Annotated in this window: 25 protein-coding genes and 2 tRNA genes; 14 read left to right on the top strand and 13 right to left on the bottom strand. The window is 57.5% G+C overall.

Annotated features, from left to right (window positions below):
• Positions 1 to 115: 115 nt before the first annotated feature.
• The 5 genes from PVA19_RS07015 to dnaN all read right to left on the bottom strand — a co-directional run bounded on the left by PVA19_RS07015 (position 116) and on the right by dnaN (position 3607).
• On the bottom strand, positions 116 to 403 hold the full coding sequence (locus PVA19_RS07015; protein WP_062423671.1) for a DUF1330 domain-containing protein: 288 nt from the start codon (positions 401 to 403) through the stop codon (positions 116 to 118).
• 11 nt (positions 404 to 414) lie between these two features.
• Positions 415 to 1122, bottom strand: a complete 708-nt coding sequence (gene pyrF / locus PVA19_RS07010; protein WP_274101864.1) for an orotidine-5'-phosphate decarboxylase — start codon at positions 1120 to 1122, stop codon at positions 415 to 417.
• 5 nt (positions 1123 to 1127) lie between these two features.
• Positions 1128 to 1709 carry a histidine phosphatase family protein gene (locus PVA19_RS07005; RefSeq protein ID WP_274101743.1) on the bottom strand — a complete coding sequence of 194 codons (582 nt, stop codon included), beginning with the start codon at positions 1707 to 1709 and terminating at the stop codon, positions 1128 to 1130.
• Positions 1710 to 1723: 14 nt separating this feature from the next.
• Positions 1724 to 2317 carry a phospholipid N-methyltransferase PmtA gene (gene pmtA, locus PVA19_RS07000; protein WP_274101742.1) on the bottom strand — a complete coding sequence of 198 codons (594 nt, stop codon included), beginning with the start codon at positions 2315 to 2317 and terminating at the stop codon, positions 1724 to 1726.
• A 171-nt stretch (positions 2318 to 2488) separates the two neighbouring features.
• Entirely contained in the window at positions 2489 to 3607 is a 1119-nt protein-coding gene (dnaN, locus tag PVA19_RS06995; protein WP_062423674.1) for a DNA polymerase III subunit beta, read from the bottom strand.
• Between the two features lie 259 nt (positions 3608 to 3866).
• On the opposite strand from dnaN, the gene rsmI reads away from it, so the two are divergent.
• The 9 genes from rsmI to PVA19_RS06950 all read left to right on the top strand — a co-directional run bounded on the left by rsmI (position 3867) and on the right by PVA19_RS06950 (position 11508).
• The gene (gene rsmI / locus PVA19_RS06990) at positions 3867 to 4796 is read left to right on the top strand and encodes a 16S rRNA (cytidine(1402)-2'-O)-methyltransferase (RefSeq protein WP_443111626.1); all 930 of its coding nucleotides are present in this window, start codon (positions 3867 to 3869) and stop codon (positions 4794 to 4796) included.
• A complete protein-coding gene (locus tag PVA19_RS06985; protein WP_274101741.1) occupies positions 4786 to 5154 on the top strand; it encodes a YraN family protein in 369 nt (122 codons plus the stop codon). Before rsmI ends, PVA19_RS06985 begins: the two co-directional genes overlap by 11 nt.
• 10 nt (positions 5155 to 5164) lie before the next feature.
• Positions 5165 to 5719, top strand: a complete 555-nt coding sequence (locus PVA19_RS06980; protein ID WP_274101740.1) for a sugar O-acetyltransferase — start codon at positions 5165 to 5167, stop codon at positions 5717 to 5719.
• Between the two features lie 141 nt (positions 5720 to 5860).
• Complete coding sequence (locus PVA19_RS06975) at positions 5861 to 7159, top strand: extracellular solute-binding protein (protein WP_274101739.1); 1299 nt, start codon at positions 5861 to 5863, stop codon at positions 7157 to 7159.
• A gap of 199 nt (positions 7160 to 7358) precedes the next feature.
• A complete protein-coding gene (locus PVA19_RS06970; RefSeq protein ID WP_274101738.1) occupies positions 7359 to 8330 on the top strand; it encodes an ABC transporter permease subunit in 972 nt (323 codons plus the stop codon).
• Positions 8331 to 8341: 11 nt separating this feature from the next.
• On the top strand, positions 8342 to 9184 hold the full coding sequence (gene ugpE / locus PVA19_RS06965; RefSeq protein WP_062443839.1) for a sn-glycerol-3-phosphate ABC transporter permease UgpE: 843 nt from the start codon (positions 8342 to 8344) through the stop codon (positions 9182 to 9184).
• A gap of 12 nt (positions 9185 to 9196) precedes the next feature.
• Positions 9197 to 10300: a sn-glycerol-3-phosphate import ATP-binding protein UgpC gene (locus PVA19_RS06960; protein ID WP_274101737.1), complete on the top strand. Its 1104-nt coding sequence runs from the start codon at positions 9197 to 9199 to the stop codon at positions 10298 to 10300.
• Between the two features lie 87 nt (positions 10301 to 10387).
• Positions 10388 to 10969, top strand: coding sequence for a helix-turn-helix domain-containing protein (locus PVA19_RS06955; protein ID WP_274101736.1), 582 nt, complete (start codon positions 10388 to 10390; stop codon positions 10967 to 10969).
• Between the two features lie 11 nt (positions 10970 to 10980).
• Positions 10981 to 11508 (top strand): GNAT family N-acetyltransferase, encoded by a 528-nt coding sequence (locus PVA19_RS06950; RefSeq protein ID WP_274101862.1) that lies wholly within the window; start codon positions 10981 to 10983, stop codon positions 11506 to 11508.
• Positions 11509 to 11541: 33 nt separating this feature from the next.
• On the opposite strand, the gene PVA19_RS06945 is transcribed toward PVA19_RS06950, so the two are convergent.
• The 6 genes from PVA19_RS06945 to PVA19_RS06920 all read right to left on the bottom strand — a co-directional run bounded on the left by PVA19_RS06945 (position 11542) and on the right by PVA19_RS06920 (position 17168).
• The gene (locus tag PVA19_RS06945) at positions 11542 to 14049 is read right to left on the bottom strand and encodes a methyl-accepting chemotaxis protein (protein ID WP_274101735.1); all 2508 of its coding nucleotides are present in this window, start codon (positions 14047 to 14049) and stop codon (positions 11542 to 11544) included.
• 305 nt (positions 14050 to 14354) lie between these two features.
• Positions 14355 to 14534, bottom strand: coding sequence for a hypothetical protein (locus PVA19_RS06940; protein WP_062423683.1), 180 nt, complete (start codon positions 14532 to 14534; stop codon positions 14355 to 14357).
• A gap of 152 nt (positions 14535 to 14686) precedes the next feature.
• Positions 14687 to 14875 (bottom strand): Trm112 family protein, encoded by a 189-nt coding sequence (locus PVA19_RS06935; RefSeq protein WP_027674673.1) that lies wholly within the window; start codon positions 14873 to 14875, stop codon positions 14687 to 14689.
• A gap of 9 nt (positions 14876 to 14884) precedes the next feature.
• On the bottom strand, positions 14885 to 15556 hold the full coding sequence (locus PVA19_RS06930) for an LON peptidase substrate-binding domain-containing protein (RefSeq protein WP_162693867.1): 672 nt from the start codon (positions 15554 to 15556) through the stop codon (positions 14885 to 14887).
• A gap of 75 nt (positions 15557 to 15631) precedes the next feature.
• Positions 15632 to 16600 carry a thioredoxin gene (gene trxA, locus PVA19_RS06925; protein ID WP_274101734.1) on the bottom strand — a complete coding sequence of 323 codons (969 nt, stop codon included), beginning with the start codon at positions 16598 to 16600 and terminating at the stop codon, positions 15632 to 15634.
• Positions 16601 to 16655: 55 nt separating this feature from the next.
• On the bottom strand, positions 16656 to 17168 hold the full coding sequence (locus PVA19_RS06920; protein WP_062443855.1) for a prolyl-tRNA synthetase associated domain-containing protein: 513 nt from the start codon (positions 17166 to 17168) through the stop codon (positions 16656 to 16658).
• A 254-nt stretch (positions 17169 to 17422) separates the two neighbouring features.
• On the opposite strand from PVA19_RS06920, the gene PVA19_RS06915 reads away from it, so the two are divergent.
• The 3 genes from PVA19_RS06915 to PVA19_RS06905 all read left to right on the top strand — a co-directional run bounded on the left by PVA19_RS06915 (position 17423) and on the right by PVA19_RS06905 (position 18985).
• Positions 17423 to 17497, top strand: a tRNA-Gly gene (locus PVA19_RS06915).
• 217 nt (positions 17498 to 17714) lie between these two features.
• Positions 17715 to 17789 (top strand) — tRNA-Gly (locus PVA19_RS06910).
• 137 nt (positions 17790 to 17926) lie between these two features.
• Positions 17927 to 18985: a D-alanyl-D-alanine carboxypeptidase family protein gene (locus PVA19_RS06905; RefSeq protein ID WP_274101733.1), complete on the top strand. Its 1059-nt coding sequence runs from the start codon at positions 17927 to 17929 to the stop codon at positions 18983 to 18985.
• Positions 18986 to 19017: 32 nt separating this feature from the next.
• Here PVA19_RS06905 and PVA19_RS06900 read toward each other — a convergent pair whose 3' ends face one another.
• Both PVA19_RS06900 and PVA19_RS06895 read right to left on the bottom strand, forming a co-directional pair.
• Positions 19018 to 19248, bottom strand: coding sequence for an EAL domain-containing protein (locus PVA19_RS06900; RefSeq protein ID WP_274101732.1), 231 nt, complete (start codon positions 19246 to 19248; stop codon positions 19018 to 19020).
• A gap of 135 nt (positions 19249 to 19383) precedes the next feature.
• Entirely contained in the window at positions 19384 to 20271 is an 888-nt protein-coding gene (locus PVA19_RS06895; RefSeq protein ID WP_274101731.1) for an AraC family transcriptional regulator, read from the bottom strand.
• Positions 20272 to 20468: 197 nt separating this feature from the next.
• On the opposite strand from PVA19_RS06895, the gene PVA19_RS06890 reads away from it, so the two are divergent.
• Both PVA19_RS06890 and PVA19_RS06885 read left to right on the top strand, forming a co-directional pair.
• On the top strand, positions 20469 to 21923 hold the full coding sequence (locus PVA19_RS06890) for an alpha-glucosidase/alpha-galactosidase (protein WP_113273815.1): 1455 nt from the start codon (positions 20469 to 20471) through the stop codon (positions 21921 to 21923).
• A gap of 113 nt (positions 21924 to 22036) precedes the next feature.
• Positions 22037 to 24118, top strand: coding sequence for an ABC transporter substrate-binding protein (locus PVA19_RS06885; protein ID WP_274101730.1), 2082 nt, complete (start codon positions 22037 to 22039; stop codon positions 24116 to 24118).
• Positions 24119 to 24334: the final 216 nt, after the last annotated feature.

The raw sequence follows: 24334 nt of genomic DNA, 5'->3' as shown, positions 1-24334 counted from the left end.
CGGCTCCTGCGAAGCGTTAATGGATATATTCTGGTGTCTTAGCTGAAAGCTTGGCGCACGGGAAGAGAGAACAGCGTGAAGCAGAAAGGCGACTGACAGAGCCGTCCAGTGCTATTCAAATTCCCTCGACGACTACCATTTCCGCGTCGGCCACTTCTTGGCGAATTTTAGCAGCGGCTTGGTATTCTTCGGAGTTATAGCAATCGACGGCGTGCTGCATCGAAGGGAACTCGATGATGACGTTGCGGGCGCGTGCCTGGCCTTCCAGCTCCGTGAATGCACCGCCGCGGGCGATGAACTTTGCACCATAGCGTTCGAAAGCCGGCTTGGCTGTCGCGACATAATCCTTGTAGCGCTCGGCATCGCGAACATCCACGCGGGCGATCCAATAGGCTTTGGTCATGGCTTTCGTCCTTATCGATTGGCTGGGAAGCTGGCCCGCAGCATTTCGTCCAGAATGGCGCGTGCCGCAGCCTTCGGGTCTGCCGCCTTGACGATGGGACGGCCAACGACCAGATGGCTCGAACCGCCCTGAATGGCGTCGAAAGGTGTGACGACGCGCTTCTGGTCTCCGGCGTCTGCGCCTGTCGGGCGAATGCCGGGGGTGACCACAGCCATGTCGGGTCCGACGATGTCGCGGACGGCTAAGGATTCTTCAGCCGAGCAGACGATGCCGCCCATGCCCGCTTCTCTTGCCTGTTCGGCGCGCTTGAGAACCAGCGACCGCGCGTCACCTTGGTAGCCTGCCTCCACCAGATCGGCATCGTCCATCGAGGTCAAAACCGTGACGCCGAGAAGCGTAAGATCCGATCCCTTGGCGGCAGCAACAGCAGCGCGCATGGCCTTTGGATAGGCGTGCAGGGTCAGCATCGACATGCCCATTTTGGCGATGTTTTCCACGCCGGAGGCGACGGTGTTGTCGATATCCAAGAGCTTCATGTCGAGAAAGATTTTCTTGCCGCTCTGGGCAAGCTCGCGGGCGAACTCCAGCCCACCGGCGAAGACCAACTGATAACCGATCTTGTAGAAGATGACATCATCGCCAATGGCGGTGACGATCGCCTCGGCCTCCTTGACGGTTGGAACATCCAGGCCAACGATCAGGCGCTCGTTCGTGGTCATCATCTTCACCCCTGCCAATTTTCGATGGGCGTCCAGTCGCATGTCACTTTCCGGTCCGCAAGATCGAATCTGAAAAGATTGCCACCGCCGGGCGGCTGGTCGGTGCTGCGTCGGATGACATCGTGGCTGAGGTGACTTTTGAGAAGGGTTCCGACCGCGCCATGACCGATGAAAGCAATGGGCTGGCTGGGATCGTGGGTGGCGAGGATGGTTTCGACCGATTTTACGATGCGAGCCTGTGCGTCGGCTGCAGTCTCCCAGCCTTTGTAGCTTGCATGCGGGTGGGCGAAGAACCAGTCAGCAGCCTTTTCGAAGAGGTCAGGCGGAAGAAAGCCGGTCGCGCTTCGGTCGTTCTCGTGCATGTCCTCAACAGTTTCGACGTCGAGACCGCTGGCTCGGGCAAGGTATTGCGCCGTTTCGATCGCTTTCGTCTCGGTGCTGCTGACGATACGGCGCAAGTTGCGAGCCCAGGGCTGCGAAAACGCCCTTCGGGCTCTTTCTGCCCCTATATCCGATAGTCCCCATTCGGGAACGGGAACGTTCGGATCGATGCGAACCTGCGGATGGGTCATGTAGAGAGCGTACATGCCCAAAGGTTAGACTAGGTGCGGGTGTAGGTCCACAGCTGCGCAGGCGGAATGTTGCGCACCACGAAGTCGAAATGGCGAATATGATAGAGGTGAGGCTGCGCCACGATCGGCGAGACCGGGCCATAGGAAATCTGAACGACGGGACGGCCGTGCGGGACGCGGTTCAGCAGCTCATCCAGCAGCTTGATTCTCGCAGCCATCGGAAAATTCAGCATGGGAACGGCGGAAATGACGCAGTCGAACATCTGGTCCTTCTGCTCGCCCAGCGTCGTGTCCAGATCGAAGGCGTCGCCATTGATGAAGTTCACGCCAGGATAGCTGCGCAAAAGCTGCTGATAGAAATCCGTCGAATATTCAATTGCCGTCACCTGATCGGGCCGAAGACCGCGGCCGAGGATGGCTTTGGTGATAACGCCGGTTCCGGGTCCGAGTTCAAGAACGGGAAGGCCTGAATGAGGGTTGATGACGCTTGCCATCCGCCGCGCGGTAATGCCGGAGGTCGGAACGATCGCGCCGACTTTTTTCGGCTGATTGACCATCCCCTTGAAGAAGCGAATTTCTTCTTCGAATTTTCGGCCGAAGCGTTCTTTCAGGCTCAGTCCCATTTTTCGTCCCCTTATTTGTCGTCAAACACCATTTGTTGAAACTGTGGCGACATCTTGTCTCGTATGGCGCAAATCAAAAGCAAAATGTCGCAAGTGGAAAAACTTATCGCAATGCTGGAGCCAAAAAAAGCCGGAGGAAAATTCCGCCGGCTTTTTTCCAAGATTGTTGTTTTACACGCGCATCGGCATCAGCACGTAGAGCGCATCGTCCCCCGCCGTATCGCGCACCAGCGTGGGCGAGCCTGCATCGGCCAGAAGGAAGATCGCATCTTCGCCAGACAATTGCGCCGTGATATCGAGGAGATATTTGGCGTTGAAGCCGATCTCCATCGGATCGTTCTCATAGCCAACAGCCACTTCTTCCGTCGCACTTCCAGAATCCGGGTTGTTGACGGTCAGCGTCAATTGTCCGTCGGTCAAGGCAAGCTTGACGGCACGCCCGCGTTCCGAGGAAATGGTGGAGACGCGGTCCACGGCCTTGGCGAAGCTGCTGCAATCGACGCGCATTTCCTTGTCGTTGCCGGTCGGGATGACGCGCTGATAGTCGGGGAAGGTGCCGTCGATGAGCTTGGAGGTCATGACGATGTCGCCGATGGTCAGACGGATCTTGGCGTCGGACACTTCGACAGCGACTTCCAGCTCGGGATTGTCGACCAGCTTCTGCAATTCGCCAACCGTCTTGCGCGGAATGATGATGCCCGGCATGCCTTCGGAGCCGGATGGCGCATCGACATCGGCGCGTGCCAGGCGGTGACCGTCGGTCGCGACGGCGCGCAGCTTCAGATCGCCGCCGCTTTCGATCGTGTGGAAGAAGATGCCGTTGAGGTAATAACGGGTTTCTTCGGTGGAAATGGCGAACTGCGTGCGATCGATCAGCATCTTGAGATCGGTGGCCTTCAGCTTGAAGCTGTGGCTGAAGGTGCCGGCGGTCAGGTCAGGGAAATCCGTTTCCGGCAGGCACTGCAGCGAGAACTTGGAGCGTCCGGACGCCACCGTCATCGACGACCCGTCGGGATTGGTCGCGAGCAGCACTTCCGACCCGTCCGGCAGCTTGCGGACGATTTCATAAAGCAGATGGGCCGGTACGGTCGTCGCACCCGCCTGTTCCACCATGGCCGGTGTCGCTTCTGTCACTTCCAGGTCGAGATCGGTCGCCTTCATGTCCAGATTGGCGCCGGATGCGCGCAGCAGAATATTCGACAGGATCGGAATGGTGTTGCGCCGTTCGACCACGCGATGCACGTGGTTCAGCGACTTCAAAAGGTTGGACCGCTCAAGAGTAATACGCATGGACGCTACCGCTTTCAACCGTTGCGACCCGGCGGTGCCGGATCGGCAAGATAGTCTTTCCCGGCCTGATGCCGGATAATGGGACAGGCAAAATGGCAGAGTTATCGTGTGAAATGCAAGAGGCCAGCATCCGCTAGCCGTTGCTATTCCCCGCTAACGTGCGTGATCCACAGATAAGAGTGACATCTTGAGCTTGTTCAGCCGCGTCCGATTGCCCATAAGTGCTTCCTTGGAATGGCAAAATAGATTGGACTGACCCGTGACAGACGAAACCAACCACGACCAGACGGAGACGTCTTCGGGCAAGAGCTTTCGCATCGCGGGCGTTTCGGTTCCGGCACGGCCGCTCGAGAATGCCCTCTATCTTGTGGCCACCCCCATCGGCAATCTGGGCGACATCACATTGCGCGCTCTCGAAACGCTAAGCTCCGCCGATGTTCTGGCCTGCGAGGATACGCGCGTCACCCGCATCCTTCTGGAGCGCTACGGCATTCGCAACCGTCCCTATGCCTATCATGAGCATAATGCCCAGGAGGTCGGGCCGAGATTGGTTGCTGCTCTGGAGGCTGGCAAGTCGGTGGCGCTTGTTTCCGATGCAGGCACGCCGCTCGTTTCCGATCCCGGTTATCGGCTTGGGCAGCTGGCGCTGGACGCTGGCTATCGCGTCGTACCCATTCCAGGCGCTTCCGCGCCGCTTGCAGCACTCGTCGGATCGGGCATGCCAAGCGACGCCTTCCTGTTTGCAGGGTTCCTGCCGGTAAAAGATCGTGGCAAGCGCGATCGCTTTGCCGAGCTTTCGAAAATCCCGGCAACGCTCATCTTTTTCGAATCCCCGCACCGCATCGGTGCATCCGTGCGTGTCGCCGCCGACGTGCTTGGGCGCGAGCGTCGCGCCGTTGTGTGCCGTGAGCTGACCAAGACTTTCGAGGAGTTCCGTCGCGGGACCTTGGGCGAGCTTGCGGAATATTATGACGAAGACCGCACGGTGAAGGGTGAGATCGTGCTTCTTGTCGAGCCGCCATCCTATGATGACATCCCCGATATTGAGGATGTCGAAAAGCTGTTGAAGGATTTGGTCTCCACCATGCCGGCGGCCAAGGCGGCTGCCGAGGCGGCAAAGCTCACCGGCTTGCCACGCAAGGAACTCTACCAGAGACTGCTCGACATGAAGGACAGCCATGGCGGCTGATGCGCGGCATATGAAAAGACGCCGTGCGGAAAAACGCGGCCACGCTGCCGAATACTGGGCGGCGCTTTATCTCATGCTGAAGGGCTATCGCATCATGGCGTTGCGCTATCGTACGCCGCTTGGGGAGATCGATCTCATTGCCCGGCGCAAGGATGTCGTCGCCTTTATCGAGGTGAAAGCCCGTCGATCGGAAAATGGCGCGGTTGATGCTGTCAGTTCGCAATCGCAACGGCGCATCCGGGCGTCTGCCGATCTCTGGCTGGCACGACGTAAAGATGCGCATCTGTTGTCTTTGCGTTTTGACATCGTCGCGGTCTTGCCGCGGCGTCTGCCAGTCCATTTCATCGATGCTTTTTGAGGACGATTCCATGCCGAGCGAACGTGAAAAAATGGCTGCTGGGGACTGGTATTGCTGTCTCGATGACGAGCTGGACGCGCTTCGGGTCAAGGCGCGTTTCGCCGTTCATCAGCACAATATACTGCCGCCGGACGAGCGTGGATCGATTGGCCCGCTGCTTGGCAAGCTTCTAAAATCGGCCGCGGGAAGCGCTTTCATCGAAGCGCCGTTCCATTGCAGCTACGGCCTCAATATCAGCCTGGGGGAAAGGGTCTATCTCAATGCAGGCTGCACCATCCTCGACTCCGGCAGCGTCGAGATTGGTGCGGGCTCCATGCTCGGCCCTAGCGTTCACATCTATTGCGCCGATCACCATCGCGACATCACGTTGCGCGGGCAGGGGATCGAAAGGGCACGGTCGGTATTGATCGGCAAGGATGTCTGGATCGGCGGCGGCGCCATCATTCTGCCGGGCGTGACGATTGGCGATGGAGCCATCGTCGGTGCCGGTTCCGTGGTGACGAAGAGCGTCGCGCCAGGCGACATCGTCGTCGGCAACCCGGCGCGCTCGACGGGACATAAATGATCTACCTGCGATTGCCCGACGCGATCGGCCTGCAATTTCGGAGCTTCTCACGTAACAAATCTGACATGAAACTGTAAAATCCCCGTCACGGAACGTGCCTATTCGCATCCTCACCCAACAAGGGCGGTAGAGGATCGAAAGATGATCAAGAAAATTTCCATGGCTGTGATGGCCCTCAGCGTTTCCGCAACATCTTCCATGGCGGCAACCAACATCACCTTCTGGCATGGCATGGGCGGCCGCAATGGCGAAGTCATCAATGAGGTCGCGCAGAAGTTCAACGCTGCGCAGAGCGCATGCGCGTTGACGCCCGTTTCCAAGGGCTCCTATGAGGAAGCGCTGGCAAGCGGCATCGCGGCCTTCCGCTCCGGCGAGCAGCCGAACATTCTCCAGGTCTTCGATGCCGGTGCCGCCACCATCATCAACGCCAAGGGTGCCGTCATCCCGGCGGAAGACATCATCACCAAGGCCGGCTACACGTTCGATCGCGAAGCCTTTATTCCTGGCGTTCGCTACTTCTACGCTGCAGCTGATGGCAAGTTCGTCGGCATGCCGTTCAACTCCTCCGCGCCGATCATGTATATCAACACCGACGCCCTGAAGAAGGCCGGTGTCGAAGCGCCGAAGACCTGGGAAGAGTTTGAAGCCATTGCCCCGAAGCTGAAGGAAGCCGGTTTCATCCCGCTCGTTCAGTCGCAGCTGACGTGGCAATTCACCGAGAACTTCTTCTCGCGTAACAACGTCCAGTTCGCCACCAACAACAACGGTTATGACAGCGTCGTCGACACCAAGCTCAAGGTCACCGACCCGAACCTCATCATGATGTTCGAAAAGCTGAAGTCCTGGAAGGATCAGGGCTACTTTGCTTACTACGGCGCTGGCTGGAACGACAACCAGAAGCCATTCGAAGAAAACAAGGTCGCTCTCTGGATCGGTTCTTCGGGTTCCTTCGGCGGTCTGCAGAAGACAGCGCAGATGCCGTTCTCGGCAACCTTCCTGCCATACTGGGGCGCAATCAAGGGCGCTGGCACCAACTCCTTCATCGGTGGTGCTGCTCTGTTTGCCATGTCCGGCAAGCCTGAGGCTGAAAACAAGTGCGTAGCGGACTTCTTCCAGTTCCTCACCTCGCCTGAAGTTCAGAAGTTCTACCATGAAGCGACCGGCTACGTGGCCATCACCAAGGCAGCCTACGAGCTGGCGAAGAAGGAAGGCTACTACGAGAAGCAGCCTGTTGCCGAAGTCGGCATCAAGCAGCTTTCGCTGCCAGGCGGCGAATGGTCCAAGGGTTACCGCCTCGGCTTCTACCCGCAGATCCGCGCGATCATGGAACGTGAGTATGGCCGCATCTTCTCCGGCGAAGTCTCCGTCAAGGACGCCTTCAACATCATCGAGAAGGAAGGCAACGACCTTCTGGCTCGTTTCGCCAAGACCGCTGGCTGATCATACCGTCACCCTATCGAAGGACCTCTCCTCATAATCGAGGGGAGGTCCGTTCCAATTGCAAGGCGCTTCCAAGGCTCCGTCATCCTCGCCTCAATGGCAGGGCATGACGCACAGCACACAAGCAGCGCTCTCTCAAAATTTAAGGACCGACGTCTTCACAAGATGTCTGGTCCATAACCAAGGAAGGTTTGCGGACGTGACCTACGTTCCCTCCCAACCGAATGCCACACAGGTTCTTCCCGGTCTTGCCGCGAAAGCGAAGAAGCCTGTCGTGGCGACAGAGACGGCCAAGCGCGTCCAGTTTTCCCCTTCGCTGCTGCCCTATCTCTTTCTCGCGCCCCAGCTTCTGGTCATTTTCGTCTTCTTCTATTGGCCGTCCGTCCAGGCAGTCCAATCCTCGTTCTATATCGAGGATCCCTTTGGCTTCGGCTCGACCTTCGTCGGCTTTTCGAATTACTCAGATGCGCTTTTCAGCGCCGAATATCTCAGCATCGCCAAGTTTACAGGCATATTCACCATCCTTGTCACGGTGTTTTCGCTGGCGATAGGGCTGCTGCTAGCGGTGAAGGCCGACGCGGTCATCCGCGGTTCTTCGGCCTACAAGACGCTGCTGATCTCCGTCTATGCGATCGCGCCGCCGGTTGCGGGCCTGATCGGCATGATGTTCTTCGACCAGCATATCGGCCCCTTCGTCAAGATCGCCGCCTTCTTCGGCTGGCACATGCAGGTGGGTGTCAATTATTTTGACACGGCTTTTGCCATGGTCTTCGTCTCCGTGTGGAAGCAGATCCCGTATAATTTCATCTTCTTCCTGTCGGGCCTGCAGAGTGTGCCGGTCTCGGTGCGCGAGGCAGCCTATCTCGATTGCCGTTCCGGCGTTCGCCGGTTCTGGACCGTCATCATGCCGCTTCTAGCGCCGACCGCTTTCTTCCTGCTGATCATCAACGTCACCTATGCCCTGTTCGACACCTTCGGCATCATCGACGTGATGGTGAAGGACAAGGCGGCCAACAATCCGATCACGCTGGTCTACAAGGTGTTCCTCGACGGTTTCCGCGGCAACGACATCGGCGGCTCCTCGGCGCAATCCGTGATCCTGATGGTCGTGGTCTTCGTGCTGACCGTCATGCAGTTCCGCTTTCTCGAAAAACGCATCCATTACGGTTGAGGTGTTAACCCATGTATAAGACAAAGCCTCTCGACCATCTGGTGCTGATCATCGGCTCGCTGTTTCTGGTCCTGCCGGTCATCGTTGCCTTCATGACCTCGACGCACACCGCCGCCGAAATCCACATGAATGGACTGGCTCTGACGCCAGGCAACAATTTCGTCGCCACCTATGAGAAGGTGCTGACACAAAAGGGCGGTTTCACCGGCCAGGTGACCGGCTTCAGCATGGTGATGAACTCGCTGATCCTCGGCATCGGCTTTGCCGTCGGCAAGATCGTGCTGTCGATGATGGCGGCATACGCCATCGTCTATTTCCGCTTTCGCTTCGCGACGCTCGCCTTCTGGATCATTTTCACCACGCTGCTGTTGCCGCTCGAAGTGCGCATCATGCCGTCCTACGAGGTGATGAGCAAATTGGGGCTTTTGAACTCCTATACCGGCCTCATCGTCCCGCTTCTCGCCTCTGCCACCGGCACCTTCTATTTCCGCCAGTTTTTCAAGTCGGTGCCGGACGAGTTGCTGGAGGCGGCGCGCATCGATGGCGCGGGGCCGATCAAATTCTTTATTGACGTGTTGATCCCGCTGTCGCGCACCATGGTGGCAGCGATCTTCATCATCATGTTCGTCTATGGCTGGAACCAGTATCTCTGGCCCATGCTGATGACCAATGATGAGAGCTTCTTCACGCTGATGCGCGGCATCAAGTCGATCCTGCAGGTCTGGGTCGGTTCGCAACTTCCCGATTATAACGAGGCTTTCGCGCTCGCGGTGCTGGCCATGCTGCCCCCGGTGATGATCGTCATCATCTTCCAGAGCTGGTTCATCAAGGGCCTCACCGAAAGCGATAAGTAAAGGATACCGACAATGGCCGAGATCGAAATCAGTCAGGTCTGCAAGGATTACTCCAACGGCATGCGCGCCGTTCATGATGTGGATATCTCCATCAAGGATGGGGAGTTCATCGTGCTTGTCGGCCCGTCCGGCTGTGGCAAGTCCACGCTTCTACGCATGGTTGCTGGCCTGGAGGAAATCTCCGAGGGCACCGTCAGCATCGGCAATCGCATCGTCAATGATGTGGAGCCTGCCGACCGCGACATCGCCATGGTCTTTCAGAACTATGCGCTCTACCCGCATATGTCGGTGCGCGAAAATCTCGAATATGGTCTGAAGAACCGCAAGACGCCAAAGGCGGAGATCGATGCGCGTGTGGCGGAAGCCGCACGCATGCTTCAGCTCGAGCCCTATCTGGACCGCAAGCCGCGGGCGCTTTCCGGTGGTCAGCGTCAGCGCGTTGCCATGGGCCGTGCCATTGTGCGCAAGCCCGCGGCCTTCCTCTTCGACGAGCCGCTCTCCAACCTCGATGCCAAGCTGCGCGTCTCGATGCGCGGGGAAATCAAGCGGCTGCAACGCCGCCTTGGCACCACCTCCATCTATGTCACGCATGACCAGTTGGAAGCCATGACGCTGGCGGATCGTCTCGTGGTGCTGAATGCGGGACGCATCGAACAGATTGGCGCGCCGCTCGATGTCTACCACACGCCTGCCTCCACCTTTGTCGCAAGCTTCATAGGTTCTCCTGCGATGAACCTTCTGTCCGGCGAACTGCATGGTGATCGTCTGGCGATCGGCCCTGCTGTCTTGTCGTTGAATGGTGTTGCGCCGACCTCCGGCCCGGTGACGGTCGGCATACGGGCGGAAGATTTGCGCATTGCAAATGGTGATGAGCCAGCCTTGCCGTTCCGTCTCGATTATGTCGAGGAACTCGGCTCGCAGCGGCTGGTGCATGGCGTCGTTGGAGATCAGCCACTGACGGTGGCGCTTTCCGCCGAACTGGAGCTTCCGGAAATCTTGGCGCTCACCATCAATCCCGGAAAGCTGCATTTCTTCGACAAGGAGACCGGCAAGCGGATCGATGTCAGGCTCAATGAGCAGAGTGCGCAGCCGCAAGTCGAACGCGCAAGCGTCTGATCAACAGTAAGGAAGCCGGAGTGCGCGACACGTCCCGGCTTCATTTTTGTCCATTGACTCCATTATAAGATCGAATATTCTCTTATCATGGAAAATCTAATTGACCCGCTCGAACCGGTAATCGCCGCAAGGCTCAAGCTTCTGCGTGAGCAAAGTGGACTAACGCTCGATGGACTTGCAACCGCGTCCGGCGTGAGCCGCGCCATGATATCCCGCATCGAAAGAGGCGAGGCGAGCCCCACCGCATCATTGCTTGCGCGCATTTGCGCCGCACTCGGCCTTTCGTTGTCACAGTTTTTCGCCGAAGGTGAGGCGCCGCCATCACCGCTGGTAAAACGAAGCGATCAACCGACGTGGAAAGATCCGGAAACCGGTTATGTCCGCCGCGCCATTTCGCCACCCCGCATGGGCTCGGATGTCGACATCGTCGAAGTTTCGTTGCCCGCATCCGCGCGCGTCAGCTTCCCGCCCCACCCGGCCAGCAAGGGCATGACCCAATATGTCTGGCTGTTCGAGGGCGCACTCCAGATGACTCTTGGAGAGCAGACCTACCGGCTAGAGCAGGGTGACTGCCTCTTCATGCCCGTTGGCGAGGGCCACATTTTTCACAATCCGTCCGATAGTCCCGCTCGCTATGCCGTCGTGCTGGACCAGAGAAAGCGTATATGATGGAAGAGAACATTATAAACATCCGGCTTTTAGACCGCCAGGAGACACTCGATGCCCTGCCGGATCTTTGCGACGTCCTGTCGGACTGCGTCAATGGCGGAGCTTCTGTCGGCTTCATGCTGCCCTTCGGACCAGACGACGCGCGCAACTTCTGGCAGGATGTTGCAGAAGCGGTGGGCCGTGGCACCACACTCCATGCGGTGGCGGAACGGGATGGCAAAGTGGTTGGCACGGTTCAGGTGGGTCTTGCCACCAAGCCCAACCAGCCTCACCGGGGCGACGTGATGAAGCTGCTGATCCATCGAACAGCGCGCGGTCTTGGTCTGTCACGCCAATTGATGGCGCATGTGGAGGCGGAGGCGGCAGGCCTTGGTCGGACGCTTCTCGTGCTGGATACGGCAACAGGCAGCGAGGCCGAAGCCATCTATCCGCGCTTCGGGTGGCAACGCGCCGGCGTCATCCCGGATTTCGCGCTCTTCCCCGATGGGCGTTACTGCGACACGACCTTCTTCTACAGACGCATAGGTCCGGCCGAATGACCGGACCTGTTGTAGAAGGCCTGCTCTTTTAAGTCAGGCTGCGTAACGGGTTGCAGCACTGTCCTTCGTCAGGCGGAACTGCTGCAGCAATTGCAGCAGCTGATCTGTCTCGGTGTTGAGTTGCTGCGTCGCGGCACTCGTCTCCTCCACCATCGCGGCGTTCTGCTGGGTGAGCACATCGACTTCTCCAACGGAGCCGTTGATCTGCTGCAGTACGACCGCCTGATCCTGGGTCGCCTGGGTGATCTGGTGCACCTGATCGCTGACCTTGGAAATCTGAACACCGATTTCCGCCAGGGCGTCGCCGGTCTGGTTGACGAGGCTTGAACCTGCCGAGACCTCTTGCGTCGAGACGGCAACCAGCTGGCGGATTTCCTTGGCGGCAGAGGCGGAACGCTGCGCCAGTTCCCGCACCTCATGGGCAACGACTGCAAAGCCCTTGCCGGCTTCGCCTGCGCGGGCCGCTTCCACGCCGGCATTGAGCGCCAGAAGATTGGTCTGGAAGGAGATGGAGTCGATCACCTCGATGATATTGCCGATCGTCTGCGAAGCCGCCTCGATCCTCTCCATTGCCGCTATTGCGTTTTGGACGATAGCAAGGGACTCGTCTGTGTGGCGGCGCGTATTGTCGACAATGCTGTTGGCTTGCCGCGCACGCTCCACCGCATTGCGCATGTTGGAGTTGACCTCATCCACGGCTGCTGCGGTTTCTTCCAGCGAGGCTGCCTGGCGCTCGGTGCGCCGGGATAGATCAAGCGTCGATGCCGACATCTGTTGCACATTGACGCGGATCGTTCCGACATTGTCCTGAATGCCGCCGATCGTTTGGCGCAGCCGCTGCATGGACTGGTTGAAGTTGAGACGCAGCTCCTCCAGGTGTCCGGTAAAGGGCGTATCGATCATGGTGGAAATGTCGCCCGCAGACAGCCGTTCCAGGCCATCGCCCAGTGCGGACACCGCAAACTGGATCTGACGATCGAGTTCCCGGCGCTCCGCTTCGTTCATCTGCCGCTCTGCTTCGGCGGCAGAGCGCTGCTCTTCCGTCTGCGCTTCGAGGCGCAGGCGTTGAGCGGCATTTTCCTTGAAGACTTCCAATGCGCGCGCCATGTCGCCAATCTCGTCATGACGGGTGTTGCCGTTGAGCGGTACGTTGACGTCCCCGGTAGCAAGACGCTTCATGGCGCTGACGATCGTCAGGATTGGGCCCTTGAAGGTCATGACCAGACCGATGCCGGCGAAAATCGCGATCAGGATACCGGTAAGCATGGCAGAGATAGAGATGCCGTCAGCCTTGCTGCGTTCGCTATCAGCCGCCAGGCGCTGGGATTCGGCAAAGCCTGTCAGCTGCTCCCAAATATGGCCGATTTCTTCCGTTGCCTTGGCGAAGGCAGCCTTGCGCTGGTTGAACATGGTCAGAAGGTCGGCGGCATTCTTGTCGAGCTTTGTGGACAGCGCATCGATCAGGGTCGCGCTTTTGATGGCGCTTTCCGACATCGTCTTGTCGGACATCACCGCACCCGCAGAGACGCTCAGACGGAAGGCCATATCGCGAAACCGCTCCAACCCGTCTTTTGTCGGGGCTGCGGCAAAGCCGGCCATCTCAAGCTGCATGTTCTTCGCGTCGTCGCCGATCTGCCGCGCCATCGTCAGGAAGTTGACGGCGGGCTCGATCTTGCCATCCAACTGCCCGAACACCTCGGTGGCCTGGCGCGACTTTACCGTTGCAAATCCTTGAAGGCGGATGGTTGCCGGGCGCATCATGTTGATCGCCTGATCGATCGTTCCGACCGTCATGTCGTTGACGACGCCGACATCGATCTGCTGGCGGATTTGCTTCACATTTTCGGAAATCTGATCAATGACCAGCTTCTGGTCGGCACTAGCGATGGCAGAGAGCGACTTTGCCGTAGCCTCAAGCCCGCCAATCGAATCGCGAATGACCGCAATTTTTTCTTCCGGAACTGTACGCTTGTTGAATTCGGTGACAACGGTGGCGATCAGTGTCGCGCCGCGAACCAGCCTGTCGGCCTCGCGCAACATCTCCTTGGCCTTCGTCTCATCGGTTTCGAGCGTGCTGCGGATGTTGGTGGCGTTTGCCAAAAGGCCGTTGAGCTCTTTCGTCACACCAGCAATATCGCCATTCATTTGCGATCTGAGCGCCTGCTCTTTCTGGTAAAAGGACCACAGCTCATCCACCTGAACGCCGATCAGCGAGGTGCTTTTAATCGCGTCCTGAATGGCCGGATCGCTTCCGTCACCCGTCATCTTGAGAAAGGTGATCTGCTCATCGATTTGATGATGAAGCGTATTTCGCGTCTCTTCGGTGGTGTTGTGAAGAAACGAGGTCATGCTTTCATAGACCTGCTTGAAGCCAGTCAAGGATTGCAGGGTCGTGTTGGAAATATCCATGCGACCTTGAAGCAGCTTTGAGGTGTAAAGACCCGAGAGACCAACCGCAAGAATACTAAGAATGAACGGTGCAATGAAGACAATAACCTTTGTCTGGATCTTAAACCGTGCCAGAACTCTATCAATAAACATGCTGTCCCAGAGCCTCTATTATTATTATGCCGTTGATTATTATCGGTTTTCCGGCAGAGGAGACTTTTGCAATCAAGCTTTGAAAAAGCGTTAAAAAAAGACCGTATTTTTTGCTGGTGCCATGAGCGATCAGTGGCTGCCCATTAAATGGACGACCAGAGCAATGTGCGCGATATTGGAAATTCGTGTTCGGTCGTCGGGCCGATGCAGCAGGCCGCTTGTTGACCCATCACTGTTATGGCCGCAACGTTCATAAAATTTGTGATCGCCGCGGCCAGAAGCCATACTAATACTTTACCTAAAGGTTAGCCCGCCCCGGGATTGACCTCGTTGTCGTCCTCGTCCGGGAGGGAGCCGGCACCTGGCGTCTTGCTGTTGTCGGTCAGATGCTTTTTGGCGTGCGGACCGGCAGCGGGAATATCTTCATTGCGCTCGGTCTTCACGTTTTTTTCTTCGATCGCCTCGCGGGCGTTTTTGTCTTCCATCGGTCGAACTCCTCATCGCAATGTGACGATTGTCGTCAAAGATCGAACGTGTGGGGGGGAGTACCGGTTCCCAAGCATGAGGCAAGCGAATGCTGTGTGCCGCGCCGTCTATTGGAAGCGTACTGTCAGTCTGAAGGGGCGACTTGAGGTCGTCAGTCTTCGATCTTGCGCGCTTCCGAAATCAGCATGATCGGCACGCCGTCGCGGATCGGGTAGGCCAGCTTGGCGCGCTCAGAAATCAATTCGTGATGTTCTCGGTCATAAGTGAGCCTGCCCTTGGTCAAAGGGCAGACCAGAAGATCCAGAAGCTTCGGATCGACCTTGCTCAGCTTTTCATCCATGGTTGTGGCTCATTGCAGGATGACACCACCCTCTGCCCCGCCCTGAGCCAGCACGATCTCCATGATGGCGATCAGTGCGTCAGCGCGGGATTTCAGATCAGGAGCCTCCAAGAGAGCCTGCTTTTCCGCCGGTCCAAAGGGGGACATCATCGACAACGAATTGACCAATACGCGATTTCCCGCGCGCTCGACGCTGTCCCAATCCGCTTCCAACTGGTTCGATTCAAGGAAATTGCGGAAGATGCGCAAGAGATTGGCACGATCGATATCTTCTTCCCCATCTTCACCGGAGAGATCGGCAATGAAAGGAGCTTGCTTGAACACGCGGTAAGGCGTCTTCTCTTCGATCTCCTCCAGCAGCCTGAAGCGGCAGACGCCTGTCAGCGACACGACGTAGCGGCCGTCACCGGTCTCGGAAAATGAGGTGATGCGACCGATGCAGCCGATGGGGCTCAGTGCGCCACCTTCGGTTCCGGCTTCAAGAGCCTGCAGGGCGGGCTGGACCATGCCAATCAGTCGGTGGCTTGCAATGGCCGCGTCGAACATCGCCAGATAGCGTGGCTCGAAGATGTTCAGCGGCAGGTGCCCTTCCGGCAGCAGCAAGGCGCCCGGCAAGGGAAAAACAGGAATAGTCTCGGGTAGATCGCTTTCTTTCAGATATCTCGCATTTCCGACATGCATCGGAGGGATTCCTTATGTCTCATCGTTCCCGCTCCAATCTAGATGAGGAGCGGGTCGGCAAAGCGCAAGACGGTTTTAGGAAAAGAGTATGGAGGAGAGCTTTCTGCGACCGGAAATGCTGGCCGGATCCTTGAAACCCCAGGTCTCGAAAAACTCCACCAGCTGCTTGCGCGCGCCGTCGTCTTCAAAGGTCCGATCCTTGCGCATGATGGTCAGTAACTCTTCGACGGCCTCTTCCCGTTTGCCCTGCGCATTCAGGATTTTGGCGAACTTCAGCCTTGATGCGTGATCGTCCGGGTTCAATTGTAGGGCTTGCTGCAAGGCCAACGGATCGCCGAGCTTGCGGGCTTCTTCGAACTGCGCCAGCTTTTTCGACGCCGCCTGCACGGCTGCGTCCTTGGAAAGTTCTTCCGACAGGGCCGACAGAAGCTCGCTGGCGCGCTCATATTGCCCGACCGCGATCATGCACTCGGCAATGCCGGCGACAGCGGCGGCATTTTCAGGATCAGCCTGCATCACGGCGCCGAAGAGCTGGGCGGCATTCTGGAAATCGCCGGCCTCCAGCAGCTGTTTTGCCTCGGCGAGCGCCGCCTCGATTTCGGCCTCCTGATCATCGCCTGCCGGTCCTGCGAGCTTCTCGATGAATTGCAGGATCTGGCTTTCCGGAACGGCACCCATGAAACCATCGACCGGTCTGCCGTCGACGAATGCGACGATCGCGGGGATGGACTGAATGCCGAGCTGTCCGGGGATGGCTGGATGATCGTCAATGTTCAGTTTGACCAGCTTGACGCGTCCGCCCGCTTCATTGACCACCTTTTCCAGAACGGGCGTCAGCTGTTTGCACGGGCCGCACCACGGCGCCCAGAAATCCACCAGCACCGGCTGCCGGCGCGATTCATCCATAACGTCCTTGGAGAAATTCGCGGTCGTCGTATCCTTGATATAGGAGCCTTGAGCGCCGGATTGTCCGCCGCCGAAGCTTGCCGAACCCGTCATCTGACCTCCGAGCGAGGCTCCGTAAGGGTTATCCATTCCGCTCATATCTCGTCTCCAATATCATCTCGTGCCGGTGCGCTCATACCGCACAGATCGTGGTTTATTCCGTGACTTTCAAGATCAGCGGCGTGTGCCCCGTCGCCTCCAGGAAGCGCACGAGATCGTCACGGCCGATCGTCGTCGTCGCGTCGTTGGTCAGCGGGTGGCCATTGATCAGGTCGGATTTCATCAACTCGCTATCAAGCACGAAGGTCACTTGATTGTCAGTATCGTTGATCGCGCCGAAGACGGTGACCGAACCTGGAACGACGCCCAGATAGTCCAGCATCTTTTCCGGCTTGCCGAAGGACACCTTGCTGGCGGCGTCGATGGTCTTGTGAACCGTCTTCAGGTCCACCGTCGCGTTTTCTTCGACGGTCAGAACGAAATACTGGTCCTTCTTGTCCTTGACGAAAAGGTTCTTCGTGTGGCCACCGGGGATCAAATCGCGCAGGGATTCCGATTCAGCGACTGTGAAGACCGGCTGATGCTGCGTGGTCGTGTGTTTTATGCCAAGGCCATCGAGAAAGCTGAAAAGATCCTGCGCCGTCTTGGGGGAATGCTCTGCAACCATCACTGCGTGCCTCTGCCGGATTTCGTCTGTCTTTGACAAAGTGAATAGGCCCGACACACCGCTTTTGCAATCCATTCTGCCGTGAAGCCCGCAAAAGAGCAGCCTTTTCCGATGCTTGCGATGAGGCGTAAATTTTTCTTCCGGTTTTCGTCATTTCCCTGTTGCATTTGAAAATCGGTTGAGCGATATAGCGCCCGTCGCCGCAAGACGGCGCCCACGGTTCAGCGATCTACCCCGAACCGTTGGATTTTTGAGCGGGTGTAGCTCAGGGGTAGAGCACAACCTTGCCAAGGTTGGGGTCGAGGGTTCAAATCCCTTCGCCCGCTCCAAATCTCTCTTTTCAATGTTCATTCTCGTTCGTCGCCAAAGACTATGTCGCAATCCGCTTTTGTGGCGCAAACGGCTGGTCGCTGGTGTACAAAAGATATATCGTACTCTCTCTGCATTTATCTCTTGCATTTGAAAGTCGGTTGAGCGATATAGCGCCCGTTGCCGCATGATGGCGACCCGCGGTTCAGCGATCTACCCCGAACCGTCGGACTTTGAGCGGGTGTAGCTCAGGGGTAGAGCACAACCTTGCCAAGGTTGGGGTCGAGGGTTCAAATCCCTTCGCCCGCTCCAAATTCTCAAAATTAAAAACTTTCGATATGTCTTTATTGCATATCAGCTAACATGCTCGGCCATCTTTGCTCAGGTGGCATCCGGATCGTTTAGCTGATATGGGGACCGCTTTTGCAAGACATTGGATGTGCAGTAAGATGAAAAGACTGATCGGCTCCGTTTTGTTGGGATCCTTGTTTGCCGCGCCGATTGCTGCAAATGCTACTCCGGTGCTTGTGCTGGATGCCGATACCCATCAGGTGCTCGTTCAGGAAGATGCCGGCATTCCCTGGTATCCCGCGTCGACAACCAAGTTGATGACGGCGTTTCTGACTTTCGAGGCCTTGCGTGATGGCGAGATTTCGCTCTCCACGCCTGTCACCATGACGAAGAAATCCGTCAGCGAAGCGTTTCTGGAGTCCGGTCTGTCTCAAGGTCAGGCGATGACGCTGGAGGACGCTCTTTATGCCATGATCGTCGCCTCAGCCAATGATGTTGCGATGGCCGTCGCGGAACGGGTGGGCCATGGGGAGGCACCTTTCGTTGAGAAGATGAACGAAGCAGCCCGGCGCCTCGGCATGACGGGGACGCATTTTTCCAATCCGAACGGATTGTTCGACAAGAATAACTACACCACCGCACGCGATCTCGCCATTTTGGGGCTCGCCATCGAACAGCAGTTCCCGCAGTTCCAGAACTTCTTCCAGGTCTCTGCCGTATCAATCAACGGCAAGGAAATCCCATCCAACAATTTGCTCCTGACCCGCTACCGCGGCACCACCGGTATGAAGACCGGGTTTCTCTGCGCATCTGGGCGCAACTTTGTCGGTGTCGCCAGGCGCGACAACCGCCGCCTCATGGTGGTGGTGATGGGCGCGACCACCGAGCGCGAGCGCAACGAACGCTCTGCAAAATATCTGGACGAGGGCTTTGAAGGGCAGCTTTCCCCGAGCTTCGGCACCGTGGAGTCGATCGCCAACAGACCCGAGGTGAAGCCGGAAGATATGAGATTACGGCTTTGCACCAATCAAAGCGTTCAATATGAAGCGTCGCGTGAGGCGATGTATCCGATGGGGCTTCCCGGCCAGCCAAGCTACCTCAATGATGAAATACCTGGCATCGTTCACCGCATCACGACCTGGCAGAATGAGGCCGCTGCTGCCGATGTTCCGTTGCCATCACCGCGGCCGGTCGAGAATAACGCACCGCGGAACTGAGACCTCTTGAGCTACAGCATGCTTTGGCTTCGTTAGCCGACGGCCACGACATCCGTCCGGACCTGCTGGTCCAGGAAGGGTTGAACGTCGATGGCTTTCAGCGGGCGGGAATATATGTAGCCCTGGATCAGGTTGCAGCCCATTTCGGTCAGCATATTGAGCTGATCTTCGGTCTCCACGCCTTCTACAACGCAATCGCGCGACAGAGAGTTGACCGACCGATTTACTGACTCGCCTCGCTCTCGATGAGACTGACAAGGCAAAAGTGTAAAAACCCGTCTTAGGACAGAAGTTGATACTTCATAACTGTGTGATTTCAGAAATATGTTTGGAAGCGGCCATGTGGAGGCTGCGCCAAGGGTGCCGCATGGCAGTATCTCTCTCTACGACGGCATGCTTTATTTCTGGGGCGCGCTTGGATACATGCCGCTGGTGCGAAATTCGCTTGGGTTGGCGCCGTAAAGCCTGCGAAACACCTTTGAGAAATAGTTCGGGTCGTCAAAGCCGCAAAGCACGGAGACTTCCTTGATGGGAATGTCCGCCGCCGAGGTCAAAAGTTTTGCAGCGCGACGCAGCCGCCTCTGCAGAACGAATTCCGCCGGCGGCACCCCTTCATTCGCCGTGAAGATCCGCGAAAAATGCGCGCGGCTCAGACCAGCAACGGCTGCGAGATCATTGACCGAGAGGCGTTCATTGAGATGCCCGTCGATATAGCTGAGCACCTGCTGCATGGTACGATATTCGCCGCCGAAAGAGGGATGCGAACCGAAGACATCATCATAAAGCGTCATCGCCGCTTCGTAGGCGGCTGCGGAAGCCGCTCCCGGCGTTTCTGCGCCGTTGACGAGGCGAGAGCAGCAGCTTGCCAGTTGATCGATCGTCTGCGTCTTCAACTTGAGGATCGGGCCGGTGACGGCGAGGATGTTGCGGTGAATACGCAGCGCCTCCTCGCCATTCATGGAGATCCAGAAAAACTCCCATTCCTGGCCTTCTTCCAACCAGTAACGGTGATTGTGGGGAATAAGAAGCAGTAACGTCTCGCCGGGCTTCACCAGGTAGCGACGATTGTCGTAGCGCAGATTGCCCGAACCGCTGATGCAATATTGCAGGACTGTGAATGGCGTCTGTCCACGCTTTCGCCCATCCCAGTCGTAATTTCCGCCGCGGCGAATCTCGTACCCGCTGCTGGTCGGCATCGTATGAAGCGTCTGGCGGCCGCGCGGCAGGGAAACGGCGCGCATGCAAGGGCCTTGGTCGATCAAATCTTGCAGCACAAAATTACCCATTAAAGCATAATCCTTCTCTGGCATTGACCATCTTTATACGCATAATCGCCCGCAGAGGAGACAGCCAGCAGGATTTTTTAAGAAAGATACAGTCAATAATTCTGATTTTCCAATGAGATGGAAGGTCATCTGAGTTTTTGTGACGCGAGAATCCTTTGGCCCGTTTCACCCTTTCTATTTGAAAAAGAGGTGGCGTTATGAGTTTCAAAATCGCTATAATCGGGGCGGGGAGCGTCGGCTTCACAAAAAAGCTCTTTACCGATGTTCTGTGCGTACCGGAGTTTCACGATATCGAGGTGGCACTGACGGATATCAGCCAGCACAATCTCGATATGATCAAGGCCATTCTCGACAAGATCGTTGAAGCCAACCGCCTCAAGGTGAAGGTCACCGCGCACACGGATCGTAAACGTGCGCTGGAAGGCGCCAAATACATCATCAGCTGCGTGCGCGTCGGTGGTCTGGAAGCCTATGCCGAGGATATTCGCATTCCGCTCAAATACGGTATCGACCAGTGTGTCGGCGATACGATCTGCGCAGGCGGCATTCTCTATGGCCAGCGCAATATTCCGGTCATTCTCGATTTCTGCCGCGACATTCGCGAAGTGGCTGCCCCGAATGCGAAGTTCCTGAACTACGCCAACCCGATGGCAATGAACACATGGGCGGCCATCGAATATGGCAAGGTCGACACTGTCGGTCTTTGCCACGGTGTCCAGCATGGCGCCGAACAGATTGCCGAAGTTCTGGGCGCAAAATCGCTTTCCGAGCTCGACTACATCTGCTCCGGCATCAACCACCAGACATGGTTTGTCGACCTGCGTCTTAATGGTCGCAAGATCGGCAAGGAGGAGCTGATTGCTGCCTTTGAAGCCCATCCGGTTTTCTCGCAGCAGGAAAAGCTTCGCATCGACGTCTTGAAGCGGTTCGGCGTCTATTCCACCGAAAGCAACGGACATCTGTCGGAATATCTGCCATGGTATCGTAAGCGGCCGGAAGAAATCTCCCGCTGGATCGACATGTCGGACTGGATCCACGGCGAAACCGGTGGTTACCTGCGTTACTCGACGGAAACGCGCAACTGGTTCGAAACGGAGTTCCCACAGTTCCTGGCGGCAGCCGACAAGCCGATCGATCCGGCCAAGCGCTCCAATGAACATGCCAGCCATATTCTGGAGGCTCTGGAGACCGGACGCGTCTATCGTGGCCACTTCAACGTCAAGAACAATGGTGTCATCAGCAATCTACCTTCGGATGCGATCATCGAGTCGCCCGGCTTCGTTGATCGCTTCGGTATCAACATGGTCTCAGGGATCACTCTGCCGGAAGCCTGTGCGGCGACCTGCATGGCGTCCATCAATGTTCAGCGCATGTCGGTGCACGCAGCGGTGACCGGCGATATCGACCTCTTGAAGCTTGCCGTGCTGCATGATCCGCTGGTGGGTGCGGTATCCACCCCGGAAGAGGTTTGGCAGATGGTCGACGAAATGGTCGTGGCGCAGGCCCAGTGGCTGCCACAATATGCCGATGCCGTTCCAGCCGCGCGCGAGCGCTTGAAGAACGCAACGGTCAAGACCCGCGATTGGGAAGGGTCAGCGCGTCGCGCCGTTCGCTCCGTCGAGGAGCTGCGTGCCATCAAGCAGGCAAGCTGATCGCCGCATAGAGATCAGACGGCCCTGAGGAGGGCCGTCGATAAGACCGGGCGGGAGGCCCGGTTCAAAGAGCCACGGCGGGTATTGCCCGTTGTTCAAAAAGGGGAGTGAGGATGACAAACCGATATTTTGTGAAAACGGCCGCCCTTCTTGTCGGCGTGTCCGCGTTGGCATATGGCGCCATGGCGTCGGAACTGACCGTCGTGCCGCAGCCGCCGGACTTTCCGGCGCAGACCAAGGTCCAATATGTGGATGGCTCGGCCATCCTCGAATATAAGGCGCTGCCGGAATATCATGAGCCTTCCTGGGTAACGAAGCAGTTCGTCGACCAGAAGAAGCTGCCTCCCGTCAAGGATCGCCTGCCGAAAGAGCCGATGGTCTACAAGATCGGCAACATGCCGGATGGTGTGGGCGTTTATGGCGATACGCTGCGTCATGTCATCGGTGGTCGTCCGGAAGGCTGGAACTATTGGGCCGGTCAGAACCAGGGATGGGGCGGCATCGACATCGGTCTCTTCGAGTGCCTGACGCGCACGGGCCCTCTCTTCCAGGTCAAGGCAGACGACCTTCAGCCGCTGCCGAACCTCGCAAAAAGCTGGGAATGGTCCAAGGACGGCCACAAGCTGACCATGAAGCTCATCGAGGGTGCGAAGTGGTCTGACGGCCAGGATTTCACCTCCGATGACGTGATGTTCTACTGGGACGATAACGTCCTCGATCCGAACGTCTCGCCGCTGAACGGTGCCACCCAGGAGACCTTCGGCGCCGGCACGACGCTGAAAGCCATCGACAAATACACGATTGAATGGACCTTCAAGGACGCGTTTCCGAAGCAGTTCATCTACAATATGGCTTATGGCACCTTCTGCCCAGGTCCTGCCCATATGCTGAAGCCGCAGCATCCTAAGTATTCGAAGAACACCTACGAGCAGTACAAGAACGCATTCCCGCCGAGCTACATGAACTTCCCTGTCATGGGCGCGTGGGTCCCGGTCGAGTATCGTCCGGACGACATCATCGTCCTTCGCCGCAATCCCTACTACTGGAAGGTTGACGAAAAGGGCAACCAGCTCCCTTACCTGGATGAGACGCACTACAAGCTCTCGACCTGGGCCGACCGTGACGTTCAGGCAGTTGCAGGCTCCGGCGACATTTCCAATCTCGAGCAGCCGGAAAACTTCGTGGAGTCGCTCAAGCGCTCCGCCCAGAAGGACGCTCCCGCAAGACTTGCCTTCGGACCGCGCCTGATCGGCTACAACATCGAGATGAATTTCTCCGCCAACGGCTGGGGCGATCCGGATGCCCGCCAACAGGCCATTCGCGAACTGAACCGAAACGAGCACTTCCGTCGAGCCATCACCATGGCAACCAACCGCAAGGAACTGGGCGATTCTCTCGTCAAGGGACCGTTCGTCGCGACCTATGCCGGTGGTATCCTTTCCGGCTCGAATTTCTACGATCGTCAGTCGACCCTCTACTACCCCTTCGATCTTGAAGGCGCCAAGAAGGAGCTTGCTGCAGCCGGTCTGAAGGACACCGATGGCAATGGCATCGTCAACTTCCCGGCAGGGACTGCCGGCGGCAAGGATGTCGAAATCTCGATGCTCGTCAGCAATGACTACACGACAGACAAGAGTCTTGGCGAAGGCGTCATCGCTCAGATGCAGAAGCTCGGCATTCGTGTGGTGCTGAACGCCCAGGCCAGCAAGGATCGCGATGCGGCAAACTTTGGTGGCAAGTTCGACTGGTCGCTACACCGCACCCAGGCAGAACTCGCGTCCGTCGTGCAGAACACGCCACAGCTCGCTCCCACCGGTCCGCGCACCAGCTGGTTCCACCGCGCTAACAACAAGAATGAGCTCGACTTGATGCCATTCGAGAAGGAACTGGCTGATACGATCAACAAGTTCGTCATCTCAAGCGACCCGAAGGAGCAGGCCGAACTGATCAAGCAGTATCAGAAAATCTACACGACCAACGTCAACACGGTCGGTCTTGTGGAATATCCCGGTGCTCTGATCATCAACAAGCGCTTCAAGAACGTGCCGAACGGTGCGCCGATCTACATGTTCAACTGGGCCGAAGACTCGATCATCCGCGAACGCCTCTATGTTCCGGCAGCCGATCAGGGTGACTACCAGCTCTTCAAGGACATGTTGCCAGGCAAGCCTGGCGGTGACGGTCCGCAGAAGTAAGCGTTTCCTCCCGGCTCTGCGCCCCGCAGCATCAGGCGGGGCGTGGAACCTACAGCATCGGCCCGAAAATCGATTCCGATTTTCGGAAAGCCCGACGCGTAGATTCAAAAAGTTAGAGCGTCCTTTGTGCGTCCTCCAGGACGCACGGCGCTCTAAGTGGTGGCGGTTTGTCGGCTATAACACCGCGGACCGCCACCGTCCCCTCGAGGAGAAGTT

Source organism: Agrobacterium sp. CNPSo 3708 (assembly GCF_028674915.1).
Lineage (GTDB): Bacteria > Pseudomonadota > Alphaproteobacteria > Rhizobiales > Rhizobiaceae > Agrobacterium > Agrobacterium cavarae.
Note: the sequence above shows the minus strand (reverse complement) of the source record. Positions and strands in the feature narration are given on the sequence as shown.

Bases quoted from the DNA above. Each gene is read 5' to 3' on its own strand.
- PVA19_RS06975 (WP_274101739.1), top strand. From the start codon at position 5,861: ATGATCAAGAAAATTTCCATGGCTGTGATGGCCCTCAGCGTTTCCGCA.
- pmtA (WP_274101742.1), bottom strand. From the start codon at position 2,317: ATGGGACTGAGCCTGAAAGAACGCTTCGGCCGAAAATTCGAAGAAGAA.
- PVA19_RS06955 (WP_274101736.1), top strand. From the start codon at position 10,388: ATGGAAAATCTAATTGACCCGCTCGAACCGGTAATCGCCGCAAGGCTC.
- PVA19_RS06930 (WP_162693867.1), bottom strand. From the start codon at position 15,556: ATGCATGTCGGAAATGCGAGATATCTGAAAGAAAGCGATCTACCCGAG.
- dnaN (WP_062423674.1), bottom strand. From the start codon at position 3,607: ATGCGTATTACTCTTGAGCGGTCCAACCTTTTGAAGTCGCTGAACCAC.
- PVA19_RS06885 (WP_274101730.1), top strand. From the start codon at position 22,037: ATGACAAACCGATATTTTGTGAAAACGGCCGCCCTTCTTGTCGGCGTG.
- trxA (WP_274101734.1), bottom strand. From the start codon at position 16,600: ATGAGCGGAATGGATAACCCTTACGGAGCCTCGCTCGGAGGTCAGATG.
- PVA19_RS06935 (WP_027674673.1), bottom strand. From the start codon at position 14,875: ATGGATGAAAAGCTGAGCAAGGTCGATCCGAAGCTTCTGGATCTTCTG.
- ugpE (WP_062443839.1), top strand. From the start codon at position 8,342: ATGTATAAGACAAAGCCTCTCGACCATCTGGTGCTGATCATCGGCTCG.
- PVA19_RS06945 (WP_274101735.1), bottom strand. From the start codon at position 14,049: ATGTTTATTGATAGAGTTCTGGCACGGTTTAAGATCCAGACAAAGGTT.
- PVA19_RS07015 (WP_062423671.1), bottom strand. From the start codon at position 403: ATGACCAAAGCCTATTGGATCGCCCGCGTGGATGTTCGCGATGCCGAG.
- PVA19_RS06920 (WP_062443855.1), bottom strand. From the start codon at position 17,168: ATGGTTGCAGAGCATTCCCCCAAGACGGCGCAGGATCTTTTCAGCTTT.
- pyrF (WP_274101864.1), bottom strand. From the start codon at position 1,122: ATGACCACGAACGAGCGCCTGATCGTTGGCCTGGATGTTCCAACCGTC.
- PVA19_RS06905 (WP_274101733.1), top strand. From the start codon at position 17,927: ATGAAAAGACTGATCGGCTCCGTTTTGTTGGGATCCTTGTTTGCCGCG.
- PVA19_RS06960 (WP_274101737.1), top strand. From the start codon at position 9,197: ATGGCCGAGATCGAAATCAGTCAGGTCTGCAAGGATTACTCCAACGGC.
- PVA19_RS06895 (WP_274101731.1), bottom strand. From the start codon at position 20,271: ATGGGTAATTTTGTGCTGCAAGATTTGATCGACCAAGGCCCTTGCATG.
- PVA19_RS06985 (WP_274101741.1), top strand. From the start codon at position 4,786: ATGGCGGCTGATGCGCGGCATATGAAAAGACGCCGTGCGGAAAAACGC.
- PVA19_RS06940 (WP_062423683.1), bottom strand. From the start codon at position 14,534: ATGGAAGACAAAAACGCCCGCGAGGCGATCGAAGAAAAAAACGTGAAG.
- PVA19_RS06890 (WP_113273815.1), top strand. From the start codon at position 20,469: ATGAGTTTCAAAATCGCTATAATCGGGGCGGGGAGCGTCGGCTTCACA.
- PVA19_RS06980 (WP_274101740.1), top strand. From the start codon at position 5,165: ATGCCGAGCGAACGTGAAAAAATGGCTGCTGGGGACTGGTATTGCTGT.
- PVA19_RS07005 (WP_274101743.1), bottom strand. From the start codon at position 1,709: ATGTACGCTCTCTACATGACCCATCCGCAGGTTCGCATCGATCCGAAC.